Origin of the sequence: Rhodococcus sp. NPDC057529 (genome assembly GCF_042802055.1) — a bacterium.
Lineage (GTDB): Bacteria > Actinomycetota > Actinomycetes > Mycobacteriales > Mycobacteriaceae > Rhodococcus_F.
Map to the genome: position 1 here is coordinate 156,775 of NZ_JBHVEY010000008.1, position 25,568 is coordinate 182,342.

29 protein-coding genes are annotated in these 25,568 nt (G+C 69.0%); 8 read left to right on the plus strand and 21 right to left on the minus strand.

Going from position 1 to position 25,568, the window contains the following annotated elements; all coding sequences use genetic code 11:
- Positions 1-26: 26 nt before the first annotated feature.
- Entirely contained in the window at positions 27-572 is a 546-nt protein-coding gene (locus ACFU5V_RS17585; RefSeq protein ID WP_072939935.1) for a GNAT family N-acetyltransferase, read from the plus strand.
- Here the strand turns inward: ACFU5V_RS17585 and ACFU5V_RS17590 are convergent.
- Both ACFU5V_RS17590 and ACFU5V_RS17595 read right to left on the minus strand, forming a co-directional pair.
- Positions 560-1,669, minus strand: coding sequence for a PLP-dependent cysteine synthase family protein (locus ACFU5V_RS17590; RefSeq protein WP_378700902.1), 1,110 nt, complete (start codon positions 1,667-1,669; stop codon positions 560-562). The genes ACFU5V_RS17585 and ACFU5V_RS17590 overlap by 13 nt on opposite strands.
- The gene (locus ACFU5V_RS17595; protein ID WP_378700904.1) at positions 1,666-2,034 is read right to left on the minus strand and encodes a DUF4229 domain-containing protein; all 369 of its coding nucleotides are present in this window, start codon (positions 2,032-2,034) and stop codon (positions 1,666-1,668) included. Before ACFU5V_RS17595 ends, ACFU5V_RS17590 begins: the two co-directional genes overlap by 4 nt.
- Positions 2,035-2,221: 187 nt before the next feature.
- On the opposite strand from ACFU5V_RS17595, the gene ACFU5V_RS17600 reads away from it, so the two are divergent.
- Positions 2,222-2,455 (plus strand): BldC family transcriptional regulator, encoded by a 234-nt coding sequence (locus ACFU5V_RS17600; RefSeq protein WP_124395103.1) that lies wholly within the window; start codon positions 2,222-2,224, stop codon positions 2,453-2,455.
- A gap of 122 nt (positions 2,456-2,577) precedes the next feature.
- Positions 2,578-2,781 carry a hypothetical protein gene (locus ACFU5V_RS17605; protein WP_072939927.1) on the plus strand — a complete coding sequence of 68 codons (204 nt, stop codon included), beginning with the start codon at positions 2,578-2,580 and terminating at the stop codon, positions 2,779-2,781.
- Positions 2,782-2,828: 47 nt separating this feature from the next.
- On the opposite strand, the gene ACFU5V_RS17610 is transcribed toward ACFU5V_RS17605, so the two are convergent.
- The 8 genes from ACFU5V_RS17610 to hppD all read right to left on the minus strand — a co-directional run bounded on the left by ACFU5V_RS17610 (position 2,829) and on the right by hppD (position 11,668).
- Positions 2,829-4,148 carry a MinD/ParA family protein gene (locus ACFU5V_RS17610; RefSeq protein WP_378700908.1) on the minus strand — a complete coding sequence of 440 codons (1,320 nt, stop codon included), beginning with the start codon at positions 4,146-4,148 and terminating at the stop codon, positions 2,829-2,831.
- 94 nt (positions 4,149-4,242) lie between these two features.
- Positions 4,243-5,220, minus strand: coding sequence for a c-type cytochrome biogenesis protein CcsB (ccsB, locus tag ACFU5V_RS17615; protein ID WP_378700910.1), 978 nt, complete (start codon positions 5,218-5,220; stop codon positions 4,243-4,245).
- A complete protein-coding gene (locus ACFU5V_RS17620; protein ID WP_378700912.1) occupies positions 5,217-6,881 on the minus strand; it encodes a cytochrome c biogenesis protein ResB in 1,665 nt (554 codons plus the stop codon). The genes ccsB and ACFU5V_RS17620 overlap by 4 nt, the downstream gene beginning before the upstream one ends.
- Positions 6,878-7,708 carry a cytochrome c biogenesis CcdA family protein gene (locus tag ACFU5V_RS17625; RefSeq protein ID WP_378431284.1) on the minus strand — a complete coding sequence of 277 codons (831 nt, stop codon included), beginning with the start codon at positions 7,706-7,708 and terminating at the stop codon, positions 6,878-6,880. Before ACFU5V_RS17625 ends, ACFU5V_RS17620 begins: the two co-directional genes overlap by 4 nt.
- Positions 7,705-8,304 carry a TlpA disulfide reductase family protein gene (locus tag ACFU5V_RS17630; RefSeq protein ID WP_378431283.1) on the minus strand — a complete coding sequence of 200 codons (600 nt, stop codon included), beginning with the start codon at positions 8,302-8,304 and terminating at the stop codon, positions 7,705-7,707. Before ACFU5V_RS17630 ends, ACFU5V_RS17625 begins: the two co-directional genes overlap by 4 nt.
- Complete coding sequence (locus tag ACFU5V_RS17635) at positions 8,301-8,960, minus strand: histidine phosphatase family protein (RefSeq protein ID WP_378700914.1); 660 nt, start codon at positions 8,958-8,960, stop codon at positions 8,301-8,303. Before ACFU5V_RS17635 ends, ACFU5V_RS17630 begins: the two co-directional genes overlap by 4 nt.
- Positions 8,961-9,039: 79 nt before the next feature.
- Positions 9,040-10,365: a glutamate-1-semialdehyde 2,1-aminomutase gene (gene hemL / locus ACFU5V_RS17640; protein ID WP_378700916.1), complete on the minus strand. Its 1,326-nt coding sequence runs from the start codon at positions 10,363-10,365 to the stop codon at positions 9,040-9,042.
- A 94-nt stretch (positions 10,366-10,459) separates the two neighbouring features.
- Positions 10,460-11,668: a 4-hydroxyphenylpyruvate dioxygenase gene (hppD, locus tag ACFU5V_RS17645; protein ID WP_378700918.1), complete on the minus strand. Its 1,209-nt coding sequence runs from the start codon at positions 11,666-11,668 to the stop codon at positions 10,460-10,462.
- Between the two features lie 115 nt (positions 11,669-11,783).
- Between hppD and ACFU5V_RS17650 the strand changes: the two genes are divergently transcribed.
- Positions 11,784-12,263 carry an Lrp/AsnC family transcriptional regulator gene (locus ACFU5V_RS17650; RefSeq protein WP_378431280.1) on the plus strand — a complete coding sequence of 160 codons (480 nt, stop codon included), beginning with the start codon at positions 11,784-11,786 and terminating at the stop codon, positions 12,261-12,263.
- On the opposite strand, the gene ACFU5V_RS17655 is transcribed toward ACFU5V_RS17650, so the two are convergent.
- The gene (locus ACFU5V_RS17655; protein ID WP_378700920.1) at positions 12,260-12,718 is read right to left on the minus strand and encodes a MarR family winged helix-turn-helix transcriptional regulator; all 459 of its coding nucleotides are present in this window, start codon (positions 12,716-12,718) and stop codon (positions 12,260-12,262) included. The genes ACFU5V_RS17650 and ACFU5V_RS17655 overlap by 4 nt on opposite strands.
- A gap of 78 nt (positions 12,719-12,796) precedes the next feature.
- Here ACFU5V_RS17655 and ACFU5V_RS17660 point away from each other — a divergent pair, with 78 nt between their 5' ends.
- Positions 12,797-13,654 (plus strand): alpha/beta fold hydrolase, encoded by an 858-nt coding sequence (locus ACFU5V_RS17660; protein ID WP_378700924.1) that lies wholly within the window; start codon positions 12,797-12,799, stop codon positions 13,652-13,654.
- A complete protein-coding gene (locus tag ACFU5V_RS17665) occupies positions 13,651-14,154 on the plus strand; it encodes a DUF427 domain-containing protein (protein ID WP_378700926.1) in 504 nt (167 codons plus the stop codon). Before ACFU5V_RS17660 ends, ACFU5V_RS17665 begins: the two co-directional genes overlap by 4 nt.
- 5 nt (positions 14,155-14,159) lie before the next feature.
- On the opposite strand, the gene ACFU5V_RS17670 is transcribed toward ACFU5V_RS17665, so the two are convergent.
- Positions 14,160-14,402: a DUF3099 domain-containing protein gene (locus ACFU5V_RS17670; protein ID WP_378700928.1), complete on the minus strand. Its 243-nt coding sequence runs from the start codon at positions 14,400-14,402 to the stop codon at positions 14,160-14,162.
- A gap of 70 nt (positions 14,403-14,472) precedes the next feature.
- On the opposite strand from ACFU5V_RS17670, the gene ACFU5V_RS17675 reads away from it, so the two are divergent.
- Positions 14,473-16,419 carry an acyl-CoA dehydrogenase gene (locus ACFU5V_RS17675; RefSeq protein WP_378700930.1) on the plus strand — a complete coding sequence of 649 codons (1,947 nt, stop codon included), beginning with the start codon at positions 14,473-14,475 and terminating at the stop codon, positions 16,417-16,419.
- On the opposite strand, the gene ACFU5V_RS17680 is transcribed toward ACFU5V_RS17675, so the two are convergent.
- The 9 genes from ACFU5V_RS17680 to ACFU5V_RS17720 all read right to left on the minus strand — a co-directional run bounded on the left by ACFU5V_RS17680 (position 16,351) and on the right by ACFU5V_RS17720 (position 24,401).
- Positions 16,351-16,686 (minus strand): hypothetical protein, encoded by a 336-nt coding sequence (locus ACFU5V_RS17680; protein WP_378431273.1) that lies wholly within the window; start codon positions 16,684-16,686, stop codon positions 16,351-16,353. The two genes, ACFU5V_RS17675 and ACFU5V_RS17680, sit on opposite strands and share 69 nt — an antisense overlap.
- On the minus strand, positions 16,683-17,165 hold the full coding sequence (locus ACFU5V_RS17685; RefSeq protein ID WP_378700932.1) for a hypothetical protein: 483 nt from the start codon (positions 17,163-17,165) through the stop codon (positions 16,683-16,685). The genes ACFU5V_RS17680 and ACFU5V_RS17685 overlap by 4 nt, the downstream gene beginning before the upstream one ends.
- 257 nt (positions 17,166-17,422) lie before the next feature.
- Entirely contained in the window at positions 17,423-18,028 is a 606-nt protein-coding gene (locus tag ACFU5V_RS17690) for a hypothetical protein (protein ID WP_378700935.1), read from the minus strand.
- 28 nt (positions 18,029-18,056) lie between these two features.
- The gene (gene hemB / locus ACFU5V_RS17695; protein WP_378701134.1) at positions 18,057-19,031 is read right to left on the minus strand and encodes a porphobilinogen synthase; all 975 of its coding nucleotides are present in this window, start codon (positions 19,029-19,031) and stop codon (positions 18,057-18,059) included.
- Between the two features lie 78 nt (positions 19,032-19,109).
- Positions 19,110-20,675 carry a bifunctional uroporphyrinogen-III C-methyltransferase/uroporphyrinogen-III synthase gene (locus ACFU5V_RS17700; RefSeq protein ID WP_276140405.1) on the minus strand — a complete coding sequence of 522 codons (1,566 nt, stop codon included), beginning with the start codon at positions 20,673-20,675 and terminating at the stop codon, positions 19,110-19,112.
- Between the two features lie 75 nt (positions 20,676-20,750).
- The gene (gene hemC / locus ACFU5V_RS17705) at positions 20,751-21,716 is read right to left on the minus strand and encodes a hydroxymethylbilane synthase (RefSeq protein ID WP_072939883.1); all 966 of its coding nucleotides are present in this window, start codon (positions 21,714-21,716) and stop codon (positions 20,751-20,753) included.
- Positions 21,713-23,149 (minus strand): glutamyl-tRNA reductase, encoded by a 1,437-nt coding sequence (locus ACFU5V_RS17710; RefSeq protein ID WP_378700937.1) that lies wholly within the window; start codon positions 23,147-23,149, stop codon positions 21,713-21,715. Before ACFU5V_RS17710 ends, hemC begins: the two co-directional genes overlap by 4 nt.
- Positions 23,146-24,000 (minus strand): redox-sensing transcriptional repressor Rex, encoded by an 855-nt coding sequence (locus ACFU5V_RS17715; RefSeq protein WP_378431266.1) that lies wholly within the window; start codon positions 23,998-24,000, stop codon positions 23,146-23,148. The genes ACFU5V_RS17710 and ACFU5V_RS17715 overlap by 4 nt, the downstream gene beginning before the upstream one ends.
- A 140-nt stretch (positions 24,001-24,140) precedes the next feature.
- Positions 24,141-24,401, minus strand: a complete 261-nt coding sequence (locus ACFU5V_RS17720; RefSeq protein WP_378431264.1) for a glutaredoxin family protein — start codon at positions 24,399-24,401, stop codon at positions 24,141-24,143.
- Between the two features lie 179 nt (positions 24,402-24,580).
- On the opposite strand from ACFU5V_RS17720, the gene ACFU5V_RS17725 reads away from it, so the two are divergent.
- Positions 24,581-25,567: an HAD family phosphatase gene (locus ACFU5V_RS17725; RefSeq protein WP_012688936.1), complete on the plus strand. Its 987-nt coding sequence runs from the start codon at positions 24,581-24,583 to the stop codon at positions 25,565-25,567.
- The last annotated feature ends 1 nt before the right edge of the window (position 25,568 follow it).

Consider the following 25,568-nt stretch of genomic DNA (forward strand, 5'->3'; position numbering starts at 1 on the left):
AGCACGATTTCGGGTACAAAAGACCTGTGATCCGCCCGGCCATTTCCACCGACCTGCCCGCTCTGCAAGACATCGAAATCGCGGCGGGTGCGCCGTTTCGCGACATCGGAATGGACGCCGTCGCCGACGATCCCCCTTTCTCACTCGACGAGCTGACCGAATACCTCCAGCTGGAATGCATTTGGGTCGCGGTCGACGCAGACGACGCCCCGGTGGCCTACGCACTCGTCGCCGTCGTCGACGGCGGCGCGCACATCGAACAGGTGTCGGTCCACCCGGGCCACGCCCGCCAGGGCCTCGGCGCCCTGCTGCTCGACGAGATCTCGTCGTGGGCGGCCGTCCGCGGACTGCCCGCGCTCACCCTCACCACGTTCGTCGACGTCCCGTGGAACGCCCCCTATTACGAGCGGCTGGGCTTCCGCCCCCTGCCGGAGACCGACCTCACTCCGGGCCTGTCACGCATCCGCGACGACGAGGCCCGGCACGGTCTCGCCGCATGGCCGCGGGTCACGATGTCCCGCGCGGTGACCGCGCCGGTGCGTACCGCCGCCACCGCGCCTCAGCCGGGCTGACCCGGCCACTCCCCCGTCGCCGCGAACCGGTCGAGCACGGCGGTCGGACCCGACAGGTCGATGCCCTCACCTTTCACCCAGTCGTCGTCGAAGTAGGTGTCGGCGTACCTTTCGCCGCCGTCGCACAGAACGGTGACGACACTGCCGGACCGTCCGGCCGCGAGCATCTCCGCGACGACGGTGAACGCACCCCACAGGTTCGTGCCCGTCGACCCGCCGACCCGGCGGCCCAGCACCGAACTGGCGTGCCGGGCCGCCGCGATGGACGCGGCGTCGGGCACCCGCATCATGCGGTCGATGACCTGCCCGACGAAGGACGGCTCCACCCGCGGCCGGCCGATGCCCTCGATCCGCGAGGGCATTCCCGTCGCGTACTCGCAGGAGTTGGTCTCGTAGCCGCCGAAGAACGCGGAGTTCTCGGGGTCCACGACGAGAAGGCGCGTCGCGTGCCTGCGGTACCGGATGTACCGGCCCAGCGTCGCGCTGGTGCCGCCCGTTCCGGCGCTCATGACCAGCCACGCCGGCACCGGGTGCTCTTCCTGAATCATCTGCTGGTAGATCGACTCGGCGATGTTGTTGTTGCCGCGCCAGTCGGTAGCCCGTTCCGCGTGCGTGAACTGGTCCATGAAGTGACCGTTCGTTTCCGCGGCGAGCCGACGGGCCTCGCTGTAGATCTCCGGCGGGTGGTCGATGTAGTGGCAGCGACCGCCCTGCGCCTCGATGAGGGCAATCTTCGCGCCGCTCGTGCTGCGCGGCACGACGGCCACGAAGTCGAGCCCGAGCATCTTCGCGAAGTACGCCTCACTGACGGCCGTCGATCCCGACGACGCCTCGATGACCGTCGTCCCCTCGGTGATCCAGCCGTTGCAGATCGCGTACAGGAACAGCGACCGGGCCAGCCGGTGCTTGAGGCTGCCCGTGATGTGGGTCGACTCGTCCTTGAGATAGAGCTGCACACCCCAGTCGACGGGCAGCGGGTACCGCAGCAGGTGCGTGTCGGCGCTGCGCTGCGCGTCCGCGTCGATGAGGCGGACGGCGTTGTCGACCCAGTCCCGCGGCACGCTCCGGTCGATGACGACGCAGTCGTCGACCGTCACCGGGACGTGCCCTCACCGCGGAGCCGGGCACGCAGGTCGGCCTGGTCGGCGCGGCGCTGCGCGTCGAACGTGGCGATCCCCTCGTTGACCCGCTTCCGAAGTTTCGCGAACAGCAGCAGCGACAGCGGGAGCGCGATGAGGACCGCGAAGATCGCGGCGACGAGAAGCGGCACGGCGACCCCGACGAGTGCGGCCACGCCGAGGATGACGGCGCCGATGACGACGACCAGCAGCAGCCGGGCGATCGAATAGATCGCGACGTCGCGCGCCAGCTGCCCCTTGGTCACCCGCCCGCCCTGCTTCGCTGTCGCGCTCGAATTCGCGGGCTCGACCTGGTCTTCTGGCTTCTCGGATGACTCGCTCACGCTCCCAGGTTACCCACCGCCGAGGGGGCTCCTCACACGTCCGACTTATCCGATTTGTCTATTACCTCCCCTTTACCAACATTAGATCGTTCGAGTACCCGGGGTCTCGGATGTCACGATGACCGAGATCAGTCGCAACAGCGGCCGGCTTCAGCACAGATCAGTCGAAAGCAGTGGAGGATCGTCGATGAGCGCACCCACCTACAACGGACCCGGTTTCAGCGGATCCAACGAAGCCCTCATGACCCCGGGCCAGGTGGCTGCCCTGTTCCATGTCGACCCGAAGACCGTGACGCGTTGGGCGCACGCGGGCCGGCTCGGATCGCTGCGCACCCCCGGCGGGCACCGCCGCTTCCGCGAGGCCGAGGTCATGCAGCTGCTCCGCTCCCTGACGACGGAGGCGGGCGCAGGCCGACCGTAGGGCCCCCCGACCGCGACTGCCACTACCCGGGCGCCCCGCGACCCGGGTAGGTGACCTCTGCCGCCGACGCGGCTACGCTCGAGGAATACCGGCTACCCTCGAGCGGTGTAAGGAGGTGCGCGGTGATCTATCTGTTGGCACTCATCGGGCTCGTGACAGTGGCGGTCCTCATGTGGAAGGCGTTCGGCCCGAACACGCGGCCCGTGCTGAGCACGCGGGTGCAGGGACCGGACGACGATCCGGATTTCCTGTGGAAGGTGGATCGGGAGACGCGTCGGAAGAAGTCCGACGAACCCGATGCCGGTCCTGCCGACCCGGCCGGATGAGCAAGTGCCGTGGTGCCGGTCGAGCCGGCACCATCGGCGTCCCTGCCTCAGCGACGGTCCTGTAGCGCGAAACTCGACGCCGGGAAGTCGGAGGCCACCGCGGCGGCCAGTTCGAGGAGCGCGTTGCGCGTATTCGGACGCAGCCGCTCCAGTTCGATCTCGGCCCCCTCTTCGAGGTGCGGGTCGAACGGAATCAGCCGCACCAGGCGGCACCGCTGCTCGAAGTGCTCGACGACCTTCGGCAGGTCCACCTTGCCCGACCTCGGGCGTACTGCATTGACGACGGCCACCGACCGGGCCACGAGTTCGCGGTATCCGTGGGCGTCCAGCCAGTCGAGTGTGGCGGAGGCGCTGCGGGCGCCGTCGACGGACCCCGAACTGACCACCACGAGCGCGTCGGCCTCTTCGAGGATGGTCTGCATCGCGGAGTGCATCAGTCCGGTGCCGCAGTCGGTGAGGACGATGCTGTAGAACTTCTCGAGCATCGTGACGGTCCGCGAGTAGTCGTCGGCGCTGAACGCCTCCGAGACCGCCGGGTCGCTGTCGGACGCGAGCACCTCGAGCCGGTGCCTGCTCTGCGACGTGTAACTGCGGACGTCGCTGTACTTTTCGATGCTCTGCTCGTCGCGCAGCAGGTTCCGCACCGTCGCGGGAGTCTCGAGGGGAATCTTCTGGCTGAGCGTGCCGCGGTCGGGGTTCGCGTCGACGGCGATGACGCGGTCGCCGCGCAGCGACGCGAACGTGGAGCCGAGGGTCGCGGTGGTCGTGGTCTTGCCGACCCCGCCCTTGAGGCTGAGCAGCGCGATCTTGTAGCACCCCTGCAGCGGCTGGTTGACCTGCTTGGTCAGCTCGATCCGCCGCTGTTCCTTCGCGCTGTTCCCGACGTTGACGTAGCGGCCGGACAGTCGGTACAGCGCCTTGCGCCACCCGGTGGTGGGGGCGGGCTTGACCTGCTTGAGGAGCAACGACGTCGACAGGTCACGGGCCGACACCGCGTACTGCTGCTCGGCGTTCGTGGTGTGCGGACGATTCGCAGGCTGCTGGGGCGCCTGCTGGACGACAGACTGGGGTGCGTGCTGGACCGGCGGCTGCTGCGGGGGCGTGAACGCCGCCGGCTGGGGTGCGGGAGCCTGCTGTGCGGCTGGGGTGGCGGGAGCCTGCTGCGGGGCGGGGGCCTGGGACTGTGGCCGCGCGGGTGCGGCGGCGGGGGCCTGGGCGGCGGGCTGCGCGAACGGATTGGGACCCTGCGGCTGAACGTACGGGGCCTGCCGCGCGGCGTTCCAGGCGACGTTCGATCCGATGCCGTCCGCGGGCGGATTCGATGCAGGCCGCACCGGCTCCCAGATACCGGAGTTGTTTTCGGACATGGCTGAACGTCCCCCTCGTGAAGTCTCCATCGTCCCCACCGGTTCTCACCGTTCGGAGACGTCGCGGCGGAAGAATATCAGTCGGTGGCGACGGTCAGTTCAGGCCCGCGTACGAGTGCAATCCCGACACCACCATGTTGATGATGAACAGGTTGAAGAGCATTGCGACGAAGCCCGCGACGTTGATCCAGGCGGCCTTGGTGTCGCGCCATCCGGACGTCGCGCGGGCGTGCAGGTAGGCGGCGTAGATCACCCAGGCGATGAACGACACCGTCTCCTTGGGGTCCCAGCCCCAGAATCGGCCCCACGCGGCCTCGGCCCAGATCGCGCCGAGGATGACTCCGGCGCCGAACAGGGGGAACCCGATGATGGTGGTCTTGTACGCCAGGCGGTCCAGGGTCTGCGCGTCCGGCAACCGCTCCGCGATCCGCGCGAACACACCGGTTCCCTCCTCGCCGCGCGGGTACCGCATGCGCAGCAGGAACAACAGGCTCGCAATGCCCGACACGAGGAACACACCGGAACCGACGCTCACGATGGTGACGTGGATCGGCAGCCAGTACGACCGCAGCGCGGGCACCACGGGTGCCGCGTCCGCGTACAGCACGGTGGCGGCGAGGAACATCAGGATCAGGACGGGAACGAGCAGGAACACCCACATCGACCGGTACGCCGGCTTCGACAGCAGTGTGAGACCGACGACGAGCGCGGCGGCGCAGGCCATCGTCACGAACTCGTACATGTTCCCGAGCGGGAACCGCTCGGTCGCGAATCCGCGCAGCACGATCGACGCGAAGATCAGTACCGTGCCGACGACGAGCACGGCGGCGCCCATGCCGCCGAAACGCTCGGACAGGGGCTTCTTCGGCTGCTCGACCACCCGACCGGGGACGTCGGGCGCCTCGGACGCACGCGCGCCGGATCCGGCCGCCACGAGTTCCCGGTCCTGCACAGCCTGCGCCCGGGTGGACGCGTACTGCACGATGAGCAGCACGAGCGCCAGCACCAGCACGGTGAAGGCTGATCGGAAGGCCCAGTCGCTGTATTGCGCCAGTGTCTCGTTGGTCGTCATCGTTGGCTCTCCTGCGCGTCAGGCTTCGTATCGTCCGTGAGCAGACGGGTGCAGAGCCGGCCGAACTCGTCGCCCCAGCCGGCCTGATCGGTCCGGGCGAGTCCACCAAGCTCTACTACAGTACGTCGTGGCCCCGGCCCGCCGGCGTCCGCGGGGTAGATGCGGGCCCAGATCCGGCGGCGCTTGACCAGCAGCGAGACGAGCAGTCCCGCCATCATCGTCAGGGCCGACACCAGCACCCACTGCTGCGCCGGGTCGTGCGACACCTGCAGGTTCACGAAGTCCACGGCGCCGTCGAACCGCACCTGGGTGCCGTCGGACAGGGTCGAACTCTCCCCCGGCTTCAGATTCACCCGGTCCTGCTTCACGAGACGGCCCTGGTTGATCAGTTCCGTGTTGAGCGAGAACAGCGACTGCGGGTTGCCCGTGTCGAGGCCGGTGTCGCCCTTGTAGATGTCGATGGCGACGGCCGGGTCGTTCATCGCCGGGTAACTCGACGCCAGCAGGTTGCCGTGCAGCAGCGCGGTCGGGGCGAACAGCCCCTCGATCGCGATCTGGTTCTTCCGCCGCTCGTCGGTGTCGGTGTACATGCCGCCGGGCGGGTCGAATCGCATCGCGCCGCTGCTCAGGAACGTCGTCGCGTCGTCGGGACGCCACTGCAGCGTCTCGGTGCGGGTTTCCCCGTTCGGGAACGTGACGGTGAACGTCGGCGCATACCCGTGTCCCTGCAGGTAGACGCGGTCCCCCTCGACGCGCAGCGGATGGTTGACCTGCAACTGCCCGTCCCGCCAGGTGTTCGTCTCGAGGTCGTCGCCGGCCTGGTAGGCGATGTTGGACGTGAACATCTCGGCCTGACCGCTGTCGAGGTAGTCGGCGGCGAAATCCTTCACCTTGATGCACAGCGGCGTCATGCCGGTGCCGTCCTGGGTGTTGCCCGCCTTGAACGAGTCGAACACCGCGGGCGACGTGGTGCAGAACCCCGGACCGTTGTTGGCGACCACGATCACGTTGCCCTCGTAGCCGAACAGCTTGCCGACGGCGATCGCGACGAGCAGCGCGACGAGCGACAGGTGGAAGACGAGGTTGCCGAGTTCGCGGAAGTAGCCCTTCTCCGCGGAGATGGTGATCTCGCCGTCGTGGGCGGCCCGTTCCCCGCCAGCGCGGGTCTCGACCCGCCACCCCTTCAGGTGGGTGCGGATGCGCGCGGCGAGTTCCTCCGGTGTCTCGTCGACCCGGTCCTCGTGGTGGTGCGGCAGTCGCGCGAGGTTCCGCGGGGCGGGCACCGGACGGGTGCGCAGCGCCTTGGCGTGGTCGACGCAACGCGGCAGGATGCAGCCGACGAGGGAGATGAAGAGCAGGACGTAGATCGCGGTGAACCAGAAACTGCCGAACACGTCGAACAGTTCGAGCTTGTCCATCCACGGACCGAGCGTCGGCCGGTTCGCGATGTACTCGTCGACCTTGCCCGCGTTGAGGCTGCGCTGCGGCAGCAGCGCGCCCGGGATCGCGGCGAGGGCGAGCAGGAACAGGAGCACCAGCGCCGTGCGCATCGACGTCAGCCCGCGCCACGTGTTGCGGACCAGCGCGAACGCGCGGCCCGGCAACGATTGACGGGGCACCGGTGCTGCTTCCGGGGCCTCGGGGGTCTGGATGTCGCTCATATGGGCAAAGTCACTTCCGAGATGAAGGCGTCGCGAACCCAGCCGACGAACTGGTCCCACGCGCCGGTGACGAGGGCGATACCCACGGCCACCAGCATGATTCCGCCGAAGATTTGAATCGTGCGCGCGTTGCGGCGCAGCCAGCCGACGCCGCGCAGCGCGCGGGACGAGCCGAGCGCGAGGATCACGAACGGCAACCCGAGGCCGAGGCAGTACGCGACGATCAGGGCCACTCCGCGGGCCGCGGTGGCACCGTCGGTGCCCGCAGCGAGGGAGATGACGCCCGCCAGGGTCGGGCCGAGGCACGGCGTCCAGCCCAGCGCGAACACGGCACCGAGCAGCGGCGCCCCGGCCAGGCTGGAGATGCGCCGCGGCTCGAGCCGGGTGTCCCGTTGCAGGGCCGGGATCAGACCGATGAACACCAGGCCCATGGCGATGGTGACCACCCCGCCGACCCGCATCAGGACGTCGCGGTTGATCGCGAGGGCCGAGATGGCGCCGAACACCGACGCGGTGGCCAGCACGAACACCACGGTGAAACCGGCGACGAACAGGGCCGCGGCGCCCGCGACCCGCAACCGTCCGTCCGACACGGTCTTCGTCCGGGTGGCTGCTTCCTCAGCGGTGACGGCCGGGGCGTCCGCACCGACGACACCCGCGAGATAGGACAGGTAGCCGGGGACGAGCGGCACGACGCACGGCGACGCGAACGACACCAGACCGGCGAGGACGCACGCGCCGAGCGCGAGCAGCAGCGGTCCGGTGGCCGCGGTGGACTGGAAGGCGTCGCCGACGCCGCCGGCGAGAAGGGCGGTGCTGGAGTTCACGATTCCTGCGCCACCCGTTCGACCACCGGCTTCAGGTCCTCGGCGAGCAGTTCCTTCAGGAACACCGCGGCCACGCGGTGTTCCCGGTCGAGCACGATCGTGGTGGGGATGACGCTCGTGGGGTAGTTCTGGCCCAGTGCGATCATCGTCCGCATGGCGGGGTCGTAGATCGACGGGTACGACACCTTGTTGTCGATCACGAAGTCCTGGGCCTTGTCCTGCTGGTTGTCGCGCACGTTGATCCCGAGGAACGACACACCCTGATCCTTGGTTTCCTCGTACACCTGCTCGAGGTCGTTCGCCTCACCCCGGCACGGGCCGCACCACTGCCCCCACACGTTGAGCACGACCACCTGACCGTCGAAATCGTCGAGCGAGGTGGTCTTGCCCTCGGTCATGAGGTCGGGTCCGGACACCGTGCCGATGGTGCCGCGGTCGGCGGGCGGGTCGTAGAAGATCTCCGTCTGCCCGCCCGGCGACACGAAGTCGAACGTGCCGCCCTGGGCCACGGCGTCGTCGCCGGACGCACACGCCGACAGCGACACCGCGGCCGTACAGATCACCGCGAGAAGCCCGGCGAAGCGCCCTCGGTTCATGCCCCGGTCACCCTCGGATCCGACGCGCCCGCGGGCTCCGAGTACACGATGTCGATGAGGGTGTCGCCCTCGTAGACGAGCGACGTCAGCGACGCGAGACCGCACTGGCGGTGCCGCGGATCGTGCCACAGCCGCTCGCCCTGCAGGAACCGGCGGAGGGTCCAGACGGGGAGTTGGTGGCTGACGACGACGGCCTCGTGGCCCACCGCCGACACGCGGGCCGTGTTGACCGCGGCCAGCATGCGATGCGCGATCTGCAGGTACGGCTCGCCCCAGGACGGTGTGAACGGGTCGCGCAGTTTCCACCAGTGCCGGGGACGGGACAGCGCGCCGTCGCCGACGGACACCTTGAGTCCCTCGAATTCGTTGCCGGCCTCGACGAGGTTCTCGTCCGTCGCGATGTCGACGCCGTGCGCGTCGGCGATCGGGGCGGCCGTCTCCTGTGCCCGCTGCAGCGGCGAGGACACGACGTGCGTGATGTCGTGCTTGGCCAGCACCGACGCCACCGCGCGGGCCTGCGCCTCACCCGTCACCGACAGCCGGAACCCGGGGAGCCTGCCGTAGAGGATCCCTCGCGGGTTGTGCACCTCGCCGTGCCGGAGCACGTGCACGATGGTGCGGGTCTGTGTGTGGTCGGGATGATCGGCTTCGGTCACGTTGCGGTTCCTCGGGTCGGGGCGGGAGGTCAGGTGGGTGTCGGCGGCGGGGCCGCCGGCCCCCGGAGGGGAAGACTCGTCAGGGCTGGACGGCCGCGGCGGCGGCCTTCGCGGCGTGCGGCAGGGCGTCGGCGATGATCGAGAACGCTCTGTCGTCCATGGCGGCGGAGACGAACCACGCCTCGAACGCGCTCGGCGGCGGGTACACCCCGCGGGAGAGCAGTCCGTGGAAGAAGGCCGGGAAACGCCAGGTCTGCGCGGCCTTGGCCTCGGCGTAGTCGGTCACCGGGTCTTCGCTGAAGAACACGCTGAGCATGGTGCCCGCGGTCTGCACCCGGTGCGGCACGCTCGCCGCGGTCAGTGCGTCGGACAGCAGCGTCCGCAGGGTGGCGCTGTTGCGCTCGAGGGCGTCGTACACACCCTGGTCCGCGGCGCGCAGGCTCGCGAGCCCGGCGGCGACGGCGACCGGGTTCCCGGACAGCGTGCCTGCCTGGTAGACGGGTCCGGCGGGGGCGAGGTGGGCCATGACGTCGGCACGGCCACCGAACGCAGCGGCGGGCAGGCCGCCGCTCATCACCTTGCCGAACGTGTAGAGGTCGCCGGCGACGCCGTCGAGTCCGAACCAGCCGGCGGAACTGACCCGGAATCCGGTCATCACCTCGTCCATGATGAGCAGCGCGCCGTTGTCGCGGGTCAGCGTGCGCAGGCCCTCGTTGAATCCGGGCTGCGGCGCCACCGCGCCCATGTTGCCGGCGGCGGCCTCGGTGATGACGCACGCGATCTGGCCCTCGTTCGCGGCGAACACCCGGGCGACGGCGTCGAGATCGTTGTAGGGCACGACAATGGTGTCCTCGGCCTGCGCGCCGGTCACACCGGGCGACGTGGGGAGGCCGAACGTGGCCAGTCCCGAGCCGGCGTCGGCGAGCAGCGCGTCGACGTGTCCGTGGTAACAGCCGGAGAACTTGAGGACCTTGGTCCGGCCGGTGAATCCGCGGGCGAGGCGCACGGCGCTCATGGTGGCCTCGGTGCCGGAGTTGACCAGCCGCACCTTCTCCACCGGCGCGACGCGGCGGACGATCTCCTCGGCCAGTTCGATCTCACCCTCGGTGGGCGCGCCGAACGACAGGCCCGTGGTGGCCGCCTTCTGCACGGCCTCGACGACGGCGGGGTGCGCGTGCCCGAGGATCATCGGCCCCCAGGAGCAGATGAGGTCGACGTAGTCGTTGCCGTCGACGTCGGTGAGCGTGTAACCGGACGCTTCCCTGATGAACCGCGGGGTGCCGCCGACCGAGTGGAAGGCCCGCACCGGGGAGTTGACGCCGCCGGGAATGACCAGATCAGCCCTCTCGAAGAGCTGGGCGGAGCGGGAAGCGTGCACGTCGGGGTCACCGGAGGAAACAGTCACGGCCTCCAGTGTCCCAGTTCTGTCGAATTTGCCAACGACAGGGTGTAGTGGGTGGCCAGGATCACTCTCCCGATCCGTCGCGCCGTTCCGAGGTTCACAGGTTGCCGCGGGCCGCCTGTTCGCGCTCGATGGATTCGAACAGGGCCCGGAAGTTGCCTGCCCCGAACCCCAGCGATCCGTGCCGTTCGATCACCTCGAAGAACACCGTAGGCCGGTCACCGAGCGGTGTGGTGAACACCTGCAGGAGGTACCCGTCCTCGTCGCGGTCGACGAGGATTCCTCGTTTCTGCAATTCCTCCACCGGCACCCGCACCGTGCCGATGCGGGCACGCAGTTGCGGATCCTCGTAATAGGCGTCGGGGGTGGCCAGGAACTCGACGCCCTCCGCGCGCAGCGCGTCCACGGTCGCGAGGATGTCGCCGGTCGCGAGGGCCAGATGCTGGCAACCCGGCTCACCGTAGAACTCGAGATACTCGTCGATCTGCGACTTCTTCTTTCCCACCGCCGGTTCGTTGAGCGGAAACTTCACCCGGTGGTTGCCGTTCGCGACGACCTTCGACATGAGCGCCGAGTACTCCGTGGCGATGTCGTCGCCGACGAATTCGGCCATGTTCGTGAATCCCATGACCCGGTTGTAGAACCGCACCCAGTGATCCATCCGGCCCATCTCGACGTTGCCGACCGCGTGGTCGAGCGCCTGGAACAGGCGTGCCGGTTTCCCGGGCCGGGCCGCGTAACCGCTGGAGCGCGAGACGAATCCGGGTAGGTAGGGGCCGTCGTACCGGCTGCGGTCGACGAGGGTGTGCCGGGTGCTGCCGTAGGTGGCGATCGCCGCGAGCCGCACGGTGCCGTGCCGATCCGTGACGTCGCGCGGCTCCTCGAGGATGGTGGCCCCCTGTGAGCGTGCGTGTGCGATGCAGCGGTCGACGTCGAGCACCTCCATGGCGAGGTCCACCACACCGTCGCCGTGGGCCCGGTGGTGGTCGGCGAGCGGACTCTTCGGGTCCACGGCGCCGTGCAACACGAACCGTGCCGTTCCGGATTCGAGGACGAACGACTTGTGCGAGCGCTGGCCGGTCTCCGGCCCGGCATAGGCGGCGAGGGTCATGCCCCAGGTGGAGACGAAATACTGCATGCTCTGCGTCGCATTGCCGCACACGAACACGACGGCGTCCATCGCGACCACGGGAAACGGATCCGACGCGTCGTCGTGTTCGACGAGACCGACCAGCTGCCGGAGCTCGTCGGACTCCAGCTGTGCGGCCACCTCACGGGGCGTCAGGCGAATGTCGGTGGTAGTCATACCTCACTGTGATCCAGCGCACACCGCTGCGCAACGGTGCTTCTTGACGCTGTTCATTCTGTACACAATGCTGGATGAAATAGCGGATCGACCGTACATGTTGACCAGGGACGCCATGAACATCGACCAACTCGACGCCGCACTGCTCGACCTGCTCCACGCCGAGCCGAAGGTCGGGGTACTGGAGGCGTCGCGACGCCTGGGGGTGGCCCGCGGCACCGTCCAGGCGCGACTCGACCGGCTCGAACGCACCGGCGTGATCACCAGTTCGGCACCGACCCTCGACCCGGAGGCGCTGGGGTTCCCGGTGGTCGCGTTCGCGACCCTCGAGATCGCCCAGGGCAACGGGCACGCCGCGGTCGTCGAACATTTGAGCGCCATTCCCGAAGTGCTCGAGGCACACACGATCACCGGCGCCGGCGACGTCCTCGTCCGCGTGGTGGCCCGCACCCACGCCGACCTTCAGCGGGTGATCAACTCGATCGTCGACGGGCACAACGTCCTTCGTTCGTCGACGGTCATCGCGACGCAGACTCAAATCGCGCTGCGGCACGACCAGCTCGTTCGCGCCGCGGTGCCGCCGCCGCGCGTCTAGGGATCGTCCGCACTCAGCTCGTCGAGCAGCGAACTGAGCAGGTGGCAGGCGTCGTCGAATCGGTCGCGGCCGACGAGGCTACCCCAGTGATGCTCGATCTCGGCGACCCGTTCCGCGGCGTCCTGCAGCGCCTGCCGACCCCGCGCGGTCGGGACGACGAGTTTCGCCCGCCGGTCCCGCGTGTCCGGCACCCGCTCGACGTACCCGAGTTCCTCGAGATCGTTGATCAACTCGGACGCCGCGGACAGACTCAGTTCGGCCCGGGCGGCGATCTCGGTCAGCCGGCGCCCGTCCCAGCCGATGTTGCCGAAGATCTGCAGATGCGGTGGCCGGATATCGCCGTACCCGCGCTCCGCCATCGGTTCGCTCAACTCCCGGCGGAACTCGTGCAGCAGGCGGACCAGCAACTGCCCTACCGCCGGCCGATCGGTCGGCAGACCTCTTGACCGTTCCATGACACCGGAGAATACTACGGTTACCGAAGTTTCGGTTTCCGAAGCAATTCTCGACACGTCACTCATCTGGGGCATCCCATGGACACACGAACGCTCACCCGCACGATCCCGACGAGCGTCGGGAACCTCGCCGTCCACGTCACCGGCAGCGGACCGCCGACCGTGCTCTGGCACAGCCTTTTCGTCGACTTGACGACGTGGGCTCCCCTGCGCAGTCACCTGGTCGCGCACCGGCGGCTGATCTCGATCGACGGACCCGGCCACGGGGCGAGCACCGCCGTGCAGCGGCGGTTCACGCTGGAGGAGTGCGCCGCGGCGGCCGTCGCCGTCCTCGACGCGCTCGACGTCACCGAACCCGTCGACTGGGTGGGCAACGCCTGGGGTGGGCACGTCGGACTCGTCGCGGCCGCCCACAGTCCCGATCGGTGCCGCACCGTCGTGACGATCGGGACACCGCTCCAGGCCCTCACCCGCCGGGAACGCGCCAGGATCGTGCCGATCGTGTGGGCCTACCGCATCGCCGGGCCGATTCCACCGCTCACGACCGCGGTGATGAACGTCCTTCTCGGCAAGGAGCTTTCACGAACACACCCGCAACAGTTCCAGGCCGTCTCCCGGACCTTCCGGCAGGCGCCGCGGCGTGGCATGCACGAGGCGATGCAGTCGATCATGCTGCACCGGGAGGGGCTGCACCCGCTGCTCCCCCAGATCGGTGCACCGACGCTGATGATCGTCCCCCGCGCAGACACGATGATCTCGCTCGAGCAGGCACGTGCCGCCGCGGCGGCGATGCCGTACGCCGCTGCCACCACGGTGGACGGCGCCGGCCACGTCACACCGCTCGTCACGGAACCGGGCACCCTCGCCGACGTGATCACCGAGTTCTGGCGCGACCCGGGCCGCACCGTGATCACCGCGCCGGCGGACCTGCCGTGACGAGCGGCCGTCCGGTGCCGGACCCCGCCGGTCCGGGGCAGGAGTCCGTGTGGGACTACCCGCGACCGCCCGCGGTCCGGCGGAGCGACGAGCTGGTGGAGGTGTGGTTCGGCGGACAACTCGTCGCACGCACCCGCACCCCGTTGCGAGTGCTCGAGACCAGCCACCCGCCGACGTACTACCTTCCGCGGTCCTGCTTCACCGACGGCGTCCTGCGCCCGGTCGACGGCAGCACAGTGTGTGAGTGGAAGGGGCGGGCAGATTATTTCGACGTCGTCGCGGGCGGACACGTCGCCGAGCGTGCGGCGTGGCACTATCCGCGGCCGGTCGCCGGCTACGACCTCCTTCTCGGGCACGTGGCGGTCACGCCGGCACCGATGGACGGCTGTTTCGTCGACGGCGAGCGGGCGCGACCACAGGCGGGAGGCTTCTACGGCGGCTGGATCACCGATCGGGTGGCCGGCCCGTTCAAGGGCGGGCCCGGCAGCCGTTTCTGGTGATCCCCCTACCCCCACGGCGGCAGATCACCGACGACGAGGGCGACGAGCAACGGCAGCGGAATCGACACACCGATGATCGCCACCGCCGGCCACGGGTTGCCGGTGAGTCCGTAGACCACCGCCGACAGCACGAACGCGAGAAGCCTGCCGACCGACACGATCACGTGCCTGCGCACCCGAAGCCGATGCTGTTCGTGGAGCGACACCGACGCGGTGGTGATGCTGATCGGATGGCGGTGAGCACTCACCAGGCAGGAGTACCCGGTACCGGCGAACCGAACCGCACAACCCGTCGCGGCGGCCGTCTACTGTCGAGTCATGGCCACCACAGCTGACCACCTGAGAAGCACACTCGACGGACGCTGGCGGGAGGTACGCGAGCGCGTCCGGGCGGAACTGTCCGGCACCCCCGACTTCGCGCCGCACTACACCCCCGACCTCGACGAAGCCCGCGCCAAGACGCTGACACAGTTGCGCCTGCTCGCGAGCAACGGCTACGCGGCCGCCGGATTCGCGAAAGACCACGGCGGTACCGGTGACGCCGGCGCCGCCGTCACGAGCATCGAGATGCTGGCGATGTCCGACCTGTCGCTGATGGTCAAGGCCGGCGTGCAGTGGGGACTGTTCGGCGGCGCGATCGAGAATCTCGGCACGGCGCGTCATCACGAGACGTACGTGAAGCGTCTCGTCGACCTGGATCTGCTGGGTTGTTTCGCGATGACCGAGACGGGTCACGGCAGCGACGTGCAGGCGCTCGAGACCACCGCCACGTACGACCCGGACACGGCTGAATTCGTCGTCCACTCCCCCACACCGTCCTCGCGCAAGGATTACATCGGCGGCGCGGCCCAGCACGCGACGACGGCCGCAGTGTTCGCGCAGTTGATCACGGGCGGCGAGTCCCGGGGCGTGCACTGCTTCGTGGTGCCGATCCGGGACGAGGACGGCAACGACCTTCCCGGCGTCCACACGTCGGACTGCGGCTACAAGGGTGGCCTCCCCGGGGTCGACAACGGCCGAATCACGTTCGACCAGGTGAGAATTCCGCGGGAGAACCTGCTCAACAAGTACGCCGACGTCGAACCGGACGGCACGTACACGTCGCCGATCGACAACGCGAACCGCCGCTTCTTCACGATGGTGGGCACTCTCGTGCGCGGACGCGTCACCGTCGGCGGGTCCGCGGGCGCCGCCGCCCGTGTCGCGCTGGCGATCGCGACCCGTTATGCCTTGCAGCGCAGGCAGTTCAACGCGCCGCAGGCCGAGGACGAAGTGCTGCTCATGGACTATCTCGTCCATCAGCGCCGGCTGTTCCCCCTGATCGCACGCTCCTACGCACTGCAATTCGCCCAGAACGAACTCGTCGCCACGATGCACGAGATCCAGAGCCGTGACGACGCCGACCCCCAGGAACAGCGCGAACTCGAGGGCCGCGCCGCCGGGCTCAAGGTCGCGAACACCTGGCACGCCACCCGCGCGATCCAGGAGGCCCGGGAAGCGTGCGGCGGCGCCGGGTACATGGCCGAGAACCGGCTCACGGCATTGAAGGCGGACACCGACGTGTTCACCACGTTCGAGGGCGACAACCACGTCCTGACTCAGCTGGTGGCCAAGGAACTGCTCACGTCGTACGCGGACGAGGTGCGCGGCATGAGCCCCGTCGAGTGGATGCGGTTCGCGGCCACGACGGTCTCCGACGTCGTCAAGAAGCGCACTGCCGCACAGCAGATCATCCAGACGATTCTCGACACGCGGCAGGACAACGAGGAGGACGGCAGCCTCTTCAACCGCGGCACTCAGCTCACGATGTTCGAGGATCGGGAGCAGTACCTGCTGTCGACCGCCGCTCGCCGCCTTCAGGGTGCGCAGAAGCGCGAGGAGAACCCGTTCGACGCCTTCAATTTCGTGCAGGACCATGTGCTGCACGCCGCGCAGGCCCACATCGACCGGATCGTGCTCGAGGCGTTCGTCGCCGGCATCGACGAGTGCGAGGACGACGAGGCCCGCGACCTGCTGAGCGATGTCTGCGACCTCTACGCGCTGAGCGTGATCGAGGAGGACAAGGCGTGGTTCATGGAACACCGGCAGCTGTCGGTGGAGCGGTCGAAGGCGGTGCAGCGGGGAATCAACGAGCGGTGCCGGTCGCTGCGGCCGCACGCGCAGACGCTGATCGAGGGGCTCGGGGTTCCCGAGGCGCTACTCGGCTCCGCGATGCTCGACGGTCCCGGGACCGACGCCGTCCGCAAGACCCGGATCTTCCGGTGACGCGGCCGGCTCGGCGGGTTCGCCCGCCGGGCCGGGCCGTAGCCGGCGCACCGAATCGATCACCAGCAGTCCGGCGACCGCCACCAGCCCCGCGGCGACGGCGATCCACGACCCGGAATACGCGGTGCCCTCGAACGAGGGCGCACCCGGTGCGACGGGACCGAATTCCGATGTGAACCGGGCGTGGTTCCAGCACCACACCGCGGCGGCGAGGGCGGCCACGGCGCCGAGCCACTCCGCTGCCGCCGTCACGGTCCGGCGGTTCATTCGGCAGATCCTCCCGCCGACTTCGCGAGCAGCGATTCGAGTTGCGCGCGCAGTGCCACATCGTCCTTCGCCCACGCCTGTACGAGGGCGCCGCCCCGCAGTCGCAGTCCGATGCCCTTCCGGCGTCGCGGAACCGCGGACAGTTCGCCGAGACTCCGGGCGGTTTCCCACGGCTGCTGCTCGTACGACTCGGGGTCGGCGGGGGGCATGATCTTCGCGATCTCGGCGATCGGCAGGTCTTCGGTGCCCTGCCGCAACGACGACGTCGTGAGTTCGACGCTCGCATGCCTGCGCGCGGCCACCACCTGCACGTAGACGAACCCGCTGAGCAGCACCGCGAAGAGCGACAGCGCGAACCAGTGCACCACGGGGCCGGTCAGCAGTTCGATGATCAAGGCGATCAGGCAGAGCACCGGACCGAACGCCACCATCCGCCAGCGGGCGCCCGGCTCACTGAACAGGACGGCAGTTTCGCTCACACGCTCATCCTGCGACATCGCGGTCCGCGAGGAAAACGTGGGGCTCGTCAGGAGAGGACGCCGGGGATCACGACGAGCAACAGAGTCAGTAGCACGAAGGCCACGATGATCGCGAACATCATTGCTTCTTTGCGAGACCCGTGTGCTCGATCGTCAGCGCGCATGGAGGAAAGTCCTTCGGTCGAAATGAAGTCTGCCGTTCTACCTCTTGTGACGTACTTCACGGTACATCTTTATATTTCACGAGCAAATCGAAGCTACTCGGCGGAGGGGGGCAACCTCAGGAAGTAGCTGTTGGAATCCTTCCGGTGCATCAGCACGACGGCGCCGACGGCCACCACGGCCTGCAGGATCTGCACGCCGCCGAGTGCGAGCGCGGAACCGCTTCCGTCCGATCCGATGCCGAAGAGCACCGGGATCGTCCACACCACCATCATCACGCACGCGATGGTGATCAGCATCCTGGCCCAGTTCCGGCCCTTCCGCATGAAGTGCACGAACAGGACGAAGAGCCCGGTGAGGATCACGATGAGGACGACCGTGAACCCGATGCCCACGTAGAACAGCTTCTCCACGCTGTCGCGGGTCATGTCGACCTCGCCGGACGTGAAGCTTGGGTTCTTCATCAGTTCGTCGACGAACGTCGACTTCTCCCCCACCACGAGAACCATCGCGCCCAGCGCCTGGATCAGACCGAGCACGGCCACCGCCCACAGCAACTGGGCCGCGGTGCCCACGTCGACCGGTGCCGGACGTTCGGGCTTCGGCTGCGGCACCGGCGGGGGGTACGGGAAATTGTGCGGAGGCGAGCTCTGCTGATGCGGGGCCTGGTGCGGCGGTGTCGGTGGCCACTGCTGGGTCATGGCACCACCGTATCCGCCGACGGCTCGATCACAACCAGCCCGCCGCTTCGGTCGCCCAGTACGTCAGCACGACGTCGGCGCCTGCGCGGCGGATGCTGGTGAGCGATTCCAGGATCGCGGCGTCCCGGTCGATCCAGCCGTTCTGCGCGGCCGCCGTGATCATCGAGTACTCGCCCGAGATCTGATACGCCGCGACGGGCACGGGAGAACGGTCCGCCGTCTCGCGCAGGATGTCCAGGTAGGACATCGCCGGCTTCACCATCACCATGTCGGCACCCTCGTCGATGTCGAGTTCCACCTCACGCAGCGATTCGCGGCGGTTCGCCGAATCCTGTTGGTACGTGCGGCGATCGCCCTGCAACGACGAACCGACCGCTTCACGGAACGGCCCGTAGAACGCGGAGGCGTACTTCGCCGAGTACGCGAGCTGACCGACGTCGGTGTAACCCGCGTCGTCGAGCGCCTTCCGGATGGCGCCGACCTGACCGTCCATCATTCCGCTCGGGCCGAGCAGATGCGCACCGGCCTCGGCCTGCGCGATCGCCATGTCGACGTACCGCTGCAGCGTCAGGTCGTTGTCGACCGCACCGTTCGCGTCGAGGACACCGCAGTGGCCGTGGTCGGTGAACTCGTCCAGGCAGGTGTCCGCCATGATCACCGTCGCGTCGCCGACTTCGTCTGCAAGCCAGCGCAATCCGCGGTTCAGGATGCCGTCCGGATCGGAGGCGCCCGAACCCTCGGCATCCTTGTCGTCGGGACGCGGCACCCCGAACAGCATGAGCCCGCCGAGTCCCGCCTCGGCCGCTTCCGTGGCCGCCCGCCGCAGCGAGTCGGGGGTGTGCTGGAACACGCCGGGCATCGACGAGATCTCACGCGGCTCGTCGATCCCGTCCGCGACGAACATCGGCAACACGAGATGCCGTGGCTCGAGCGAAGTCTCGGCCACGAGTCGGCGCAGCGCCGGCGTCCTGCGGAGCCGGCGCGGGCGGTGGGTCGGGAACAAGGACATGCCCTCCTTCGTCGGGCCTGTGAGTGGTTGACGAGTCCCTGGACTCCTCAACCACTCACAGGCGCGTAGCGCCTATCGCCGAGCGCGGGACTTCTTGCGCGGCGGGGGCAGTGCACCCTCGGCGCGCAGGCGCGCGGCGTGCTCTGCGAGAGCCTCCACCAGCGGGCCGACCTGAGCGGTCTCCGGCTGCACGTCCACCCGCAGACCGAACTCGATGGCCGTCTCGGCGGTCTTCGGACCGATGCAGGCGACGAGGGTGCGCGCGTGCGGCTTTCCGGCGATGCCGACGAGGTTGCGGACCGTCGAGGACGAGGTGAAGCAGACGGCGTCGAACCCACCGGTCTTGATCATCTCGCGGGTCTCGGCCGGCGGCGGCGCGGCCCGGACGGTGCGGTACGCGGTGACGTCGTCGATCTCCCAGCCGCGTTCGCGCAGGCCCTCGGCGAGCGTCTCGGTGGCGATGTCGGCGCGGGGCAGCAGAACCCGGTTGACCGGGTCGAAAACGTCGTCGTACGGGGCGAATTCGGCCAGCAGGCCTTCGCTCGACTGCTCACCGGACGGCACGAGTTCGGGGTTGATTCCGAACGAGCGCACCTTGGCGGCGGTGGCCTCGCCGATGCAGGCGATCTTGACGCCGGAGAACGCGCGGGCGTCGAGCCCGAACTCCTCGAACTTCTCCCACACCGCACGCACCGCGTTGGTGGAGGTGAAGACCACCCACTGGTAGCGACCGTCGACGAGGCCCTTCACGGACCGTTCCATCTGCGCCGGGCTGCGGGGCGGCTCGACGGCGATGGTGGGCACCTCGATCGGGATGGCGCCGTGGGTGACGAGGCGGTCGCTCATCTCGCCTGCCTGATCCTTGGTGCGCGGCACCAGGACCTTCCAGCCGTAGAGCGCGCGCGACTCCCACCACGACATCTTGTTGCGCTGGGCGACGACCTTGCCGACCGTCACCACCAGCGAACCGACCAGTTCCGAACCGGCCTCGTTCAGCGTGGCCAGCGTGGCTTCCACGGTGCGCTGCTGCCGGGTGGTGCCGCGGACGGTGATGGCGGCCGGGGTCTGCGGGGCGAGGCCGTGCTCGACGAGGGCGCTCGCCGTCTCGGCGAGGTGGCCCGACGTGGCGTGCAGGACCAGCGGTCCGGGTGCCGCGGCCAGGGCGGCCCAGTCGACCTCGCCGCGGACGTCGGCCTCGGTGTGTCCCGACCCCAGCGCCATACCGGCGTAGGAGGGGACGGCGGACGCGGACGGCAGGCCCGGCAGGACCTCGAACTGCACCTGGGTGCGCGCGACGGCGGTGACCTCGGCGATCACGGAGTCGGTGGTCAGCGGGTCGCCGGACACCAGACGCACGACGTCGTGGCCGTTCTTCGCCTCCTGGACGAGGGTCTTCGCGACCTCGGCCGGCTCGCCCAGTGCGGGACGGACCTCGGCGAGCGGCTCACCGGTCTCGGCGTCGACGCCCAGGTCGGTGCCCACCAGGACGGTGACGCCCTTGTCGACGTCGGGGTCGGTGAAGGCGAGGGTGGCTGCGGCAAGGACGTCCCGTGCGTGCACGGTGAGCAGTGCCGGATCGCCCGGTCCGGATCCCACGAACAGGATTCGTCCGGGGGTGTTCTTACGGACTCGGCTCATCGGTAATTCTCCAGTGCGATCATGTGTCGAGATGGGTACAGGAAGCGGATCGGCCGATCAGTCGGCCTTCGCACATCAAACATCGGCATCACCGGCCTCGGTGACATTCATCAGCTCCCGCGCACCGAGCTCGAGAAGCTCCCGCGCGACGGAGCGGCCGAGTTCTTCGGCGTTCTCCGGGGAGCCCACGGCTCCCGTGCGTATGACGTCGGAACCGTCGATGGCCGCGGCGCAGCCCCGGACCGACAGTTCGTCGAAGATGCGGCCGTCGTCGTCGAGGGATTCGACGACCTCGGCGATGGCGCCGACGGGCGCGGTGCAGCCGGCCTCGAGTTCCGCGAGCAGGGCGCGTTCCGCCGTGACGGCGGCGCGGCTGTTCGGGTCGTCGAGCTCGGACAGGATCGCCACGAGTGCCGTGTTGACCGACAGGCATTCGACGGCGAGCGCGCCCTGCGCGGGTGCGGGCAGCATCTGCACCGGTTCGAGCGACTCGGTGATGAGATCCAGTCGCCCGATCCGCGCCAGCCCGGCCCGGGCCAGGATCACGGCGTCGAGTTCGCCGGATTCGACCTTGCCGAGGCGCCGCTGCAGATTGCCGCGCAGCGGCTGGATGTCGAGGCCGAGGCCCAGCGCCCGCAACTGCGACGTGCGCCGGGGTGCGGACGTGCCGACCTTCGAACCGGCGGGCAGCTCACCGAGGACCAGTCCGTCGCGGGCCACGAGCGCGTCGCGGGGATCCTCGCGCGGCGGGATGGCCGCGATCGTGAACCGCTCGTCGCGGGCGGTCGGCAGGTCCTTGTAGGAGTGGACGGCCACGTCGACCCGGCCGTCGGCAAGCGCTTCCCGGAGTTCGGCGGTGAAGACACCGACACCGATCTTCTCCACCGATTCCATGGACTGGTCGCCCTTGGTCTTGATGATGACGAGTTCGGCGTCGTGCCCGGCCGAGATCAGTGCGTCGCGCACGGTTCCGGCCTGGGTGGTCGCGAGCTCACTGCCACGGGTTCCGATCCGCAGCGTACGGGTGCCGACGGCGCTCATGCCTGCGATTCCTTCCCATGGTTGTCGTCAGTGACGAAGCGGCGCAGGAGCGGGTCCTGGCCTGCGAAGAAGCCGTCCGTGATGTCGATAGTGCTCAGGTCGGCGCCACCGAGTTCGGTGGGCTTCGCGACGGCCTCGACGGATCCGGGGCTGAGTTCGAACAGTTCGCGCAAGGCGGCGGCGTAGGAGTCGCCACCGGGCGCGGAGGCGAGCTGCTTCACCCGGACGGTGGGCGCGTGCAGGAGCTTGTCGACCACTCGCCGCACCGTGCGGGCCACCTCGTCGCGCTCGGGATCGTCGAGTCCGGGCAGACGCGAATCCAGTCGCATCAGCTCCGCCTCGACCACGTCCGCCGCGCGCTGGCGCAGGGCCGTGACGGTCGGCGTGACCTCCGCCAGCCGCTGGCCTGCGAGGTAATTGGCGAGTTCGGCGGCGACGATCGACCGGGCGGCGTCGGCGTCGGATGCGGCCGCGCCCGCAGCGGGATCGCGCTGCAGCGACTCCATGTCGAGGACGGTGACCCCGGGCAGACCCGACACGGCGGGTTCGACGTCGCGGGGCAGTCCGAGGTCGCAGATGACGAGGGGGCGTTCGGAGTCGCGGCCGGGCTGTGCCAGCGCGCGGTGGGTGTCCGCGAGCGTGACGACGGCGCCGACCGCGCCGGTACAGGTCACGAGGACATCTGCCTGGGCCATCGCGTCCGGGAGTTCGGCCAGTTCGAGGGCCTCCGCTGCGACACCGTTGGATCGGGCCGTGTCGGCGAGGTGCTCGGCGCGCTCCGTGGTGCGGTTCACGACGATGATGCGGCCGATCCCGGCACGCGTGAGGTGTGCGACGGACAGCCCGCCCATCGATCCGGCGCCGACCACGACGGCGGTCCGTCCGGTCAGCCCGCCCGCACCCACGATGCCGGCGGCGCGGTCGAGGGCCACCGACACGACGGACGCGCCCGCGGAGTCGATGCCGGTCTCCGAGTGCACCCGCTTGCCGACGCGCAGCGCCTGCTGCGCGAGTTCGTGCAGTGTGCGGCCCGCGGCCTGCTGGGCGTCTGAGGACGCGTACGCGGTCCGGATCTGCCCCAGGATCTGCTGCTCGCCGATCACCATCGAGTCGAGACCACTGGCCACGGCGAACAGGTGCTCCGCCGCAGCCTCGCTGTAGCGCACGTACGCGTGCCGGTGCAGATCGGTCAGATCCAGCCCCGAGTGGTCGGCGAGCAGTTCGCCGACCTCGGCGAGCGCACCGTGGAACGCATCGACGACGGCGTAGATCTCCACCCGGTTGCAGGTGGAGACGATCATCGCCTCCGAGATGTGCGACGACGCCAGAAGCTTGTCCGTCAACTTCGGGCGATCGGTGTCGGTGACAGCCACCCGCTCGAGAACCGGCACCGGGGCCGTCCTGTGCGAGACCCCGACAAGCAGAACACTCACGGCGCGATCACTGATCCGTTTCTTGGTGCGGTGGACGGGACAGCCGAATGTCCGATACGGACGCGCGGAGCGGTGGGTACCGATTCCGTGTTACGTGCGCTGTTGAACGAGAGGACCTGCATTTCGACCGCGAGGTCGACGCGGCGCATCTCGACGTGATCGGGGACGTCGAGGGAGGTGGGTGAGAAGCTGAGGATGCAGCGCAGTCCGGCGCGCACGAGGCGGTCGGCGACTTCCTGCGCCGCCTCGTCGGGGGTCGAGATGACGCCGATGGTGGCTTCGAGTTCGGCGCAGGCCTGCTCGAGTTCGTCGACGTGCCGCACGGTGAGGTCGCCCACCGGCGCGCCGACCCGCGCCGGGTCGCTGTCGAACAGCCCGACCATGGAGAACCCGCGCCGGCCGAAACCGCCGTAGCCGGCGAGCGCCTGGCCGAGGTTGCCGACGCCGACGAGCACCACCTTGTGTCCGCGGTCCAGGCCGAGCGCCCGCTCGATGCGGGCCCGCAGGCGCGTCACGTCGTAGCCGACGCCGCGCACACCGTTCGGGCCCAGGAAGGAAAGGTCCTTGCGGAGCTTCGCGGAGCCGACACCGGAGGCGGCGGCGAGTTCCTCGCTCGAGACGATGATCGTGCCGCGTTCGGCAAGCACTCCGAGGACCCGCAGGTACGTCGCGAGGCGCGTCACCGTAGCCTGGGGGATGTCCCGCGATTCGGCGAGCGGGGCCGCGCCGGCGACCGAGGGGGCCGGCGACCCGACCACAGACTGCCCGACCGCCCCCGTGACGCCAGGGGCCACAGACCCATGCGTCTGGTGCGTTTCGGTCACGTCGTTGGCTCCTCGTCCGACCGGCATTCGATGCCGTTCTTCACGATGCTCCGGGGAATTGTTCACACCACGGTAACTGCTTGTGAACCCATGCACAAAGTCGCTGCGACTGCGCGACATGCGGTCCTACCTGCACGGCATCGGAAGATCCCACTTTTAGGGTTCCCTTACTTGCGTAAATCCGAGCGAAGGCGCTCTTCGTCGACCTCCCAGTAACTGTGCTCACGTCCGTCGAGCAGCACGACCGGCAATCGGTCGCCGAATTCGGCCCGGATTTCGGGGTCCGTGGCCGCCGCCTCGTCGACGTCTATGCACGTCAGTTCCAGCCCGAACTCCTCGCACAGAACCAGCAACCGCTCGCGGGCCGGCACGCACGCACCGCACCCCGCCCGCGTGAGAAGCGTCACCTCGTGTCCAACCGTGCTCATGCCCCGCCACTTCCTTTCGACGCCTCCGGTGGAGTCACTGTGCCGTTTCGGGGTCCACGGACGCCAATCGGCTCGGAGATGAACGTCACACAGTTCCCCCCGCGGGGCCATCCACCCGCCCCGTCCCCGATTCGGGGGATAGGCTGCTCCCAGAGGCTTCTGCGATACGGGAGGTGCGAGTGCCTGCGCGATCACTACCGAACGGCTCGGGTTTCGGTTCAGGTCTGGCGGGGATCATCCTCCCGGGCCGACGCCAGTTCAGGAATCCGCTGGGACCCAGCGAAGCCGAGGTACGTGCCAACGTCGCAGGCGAGGCGAGCGCCGACGCGGCCCTCGCGCTTCACGTCGCGTCCGGCGAGGACACCGAACTGGTCGAACACGACGTTCCCCTCGATCTGACGGCCGCCGCGTTCTTCGACGTCGACAACACGATGGTCCAGGGCGCCTCGATCATCCACTTCGCGCGGGGGCTCGCCGCCCGCAAGTATCTGAAGACATCCGACCTCGTCGACTTCGCGTGGAAGCAGGTCAAGTTCCGCGTCACCGGCAAGGAGAGCAGCGACGACGTCGCCTCCGGCCGCGAGAAGGCGCTGTCGTTCGTCTCCGGACGGTCGACGGCCGAACTCGCCCGGCTCGGTGAGGAAATCTACGACGAGGTGATCGCCGACAAGATCTGGCCCGGCACCCGGGCGCTCGCGCAGATGCACCTCGACGCCGGACAGCAGGTGTGGCTCGTCACCGCGACCCCCGTGGAACTGGCGCAGGTCATCGCGAAACGCCTCGGCCTCACCGGCGCCCTCGGCACGGTCGCCGAGAGCGAGGACGGGATGTTCACCGGACGTCTGGTCGGCGACATCCTGCACGGCCTCGGCAAGGCGCATGCCGTGCGCGCCCTGGCGGTCCGCGAGGGCCTCAACCTCAAGCGCTGCACCGCCTACTCGGACAGCCACAACGACGTGCCGATGCTGTCGCTCGTCGGGACCGCGGTCGCGATCAACCCCGACACCGACCTGCGCGAGCTCGCCAAGAACCGGGGCTGGGAGATCCGCGACTTCCGGACCGGACGCAAGGCCGCCAAGATCGGCGTCCCCACCGCGCTGCTCCTCGGCGCGGCAGGCGGCGCACTCGCCGCCGTCGTCGCGCGCCGCCGCGAACAGGCGGCGTGAG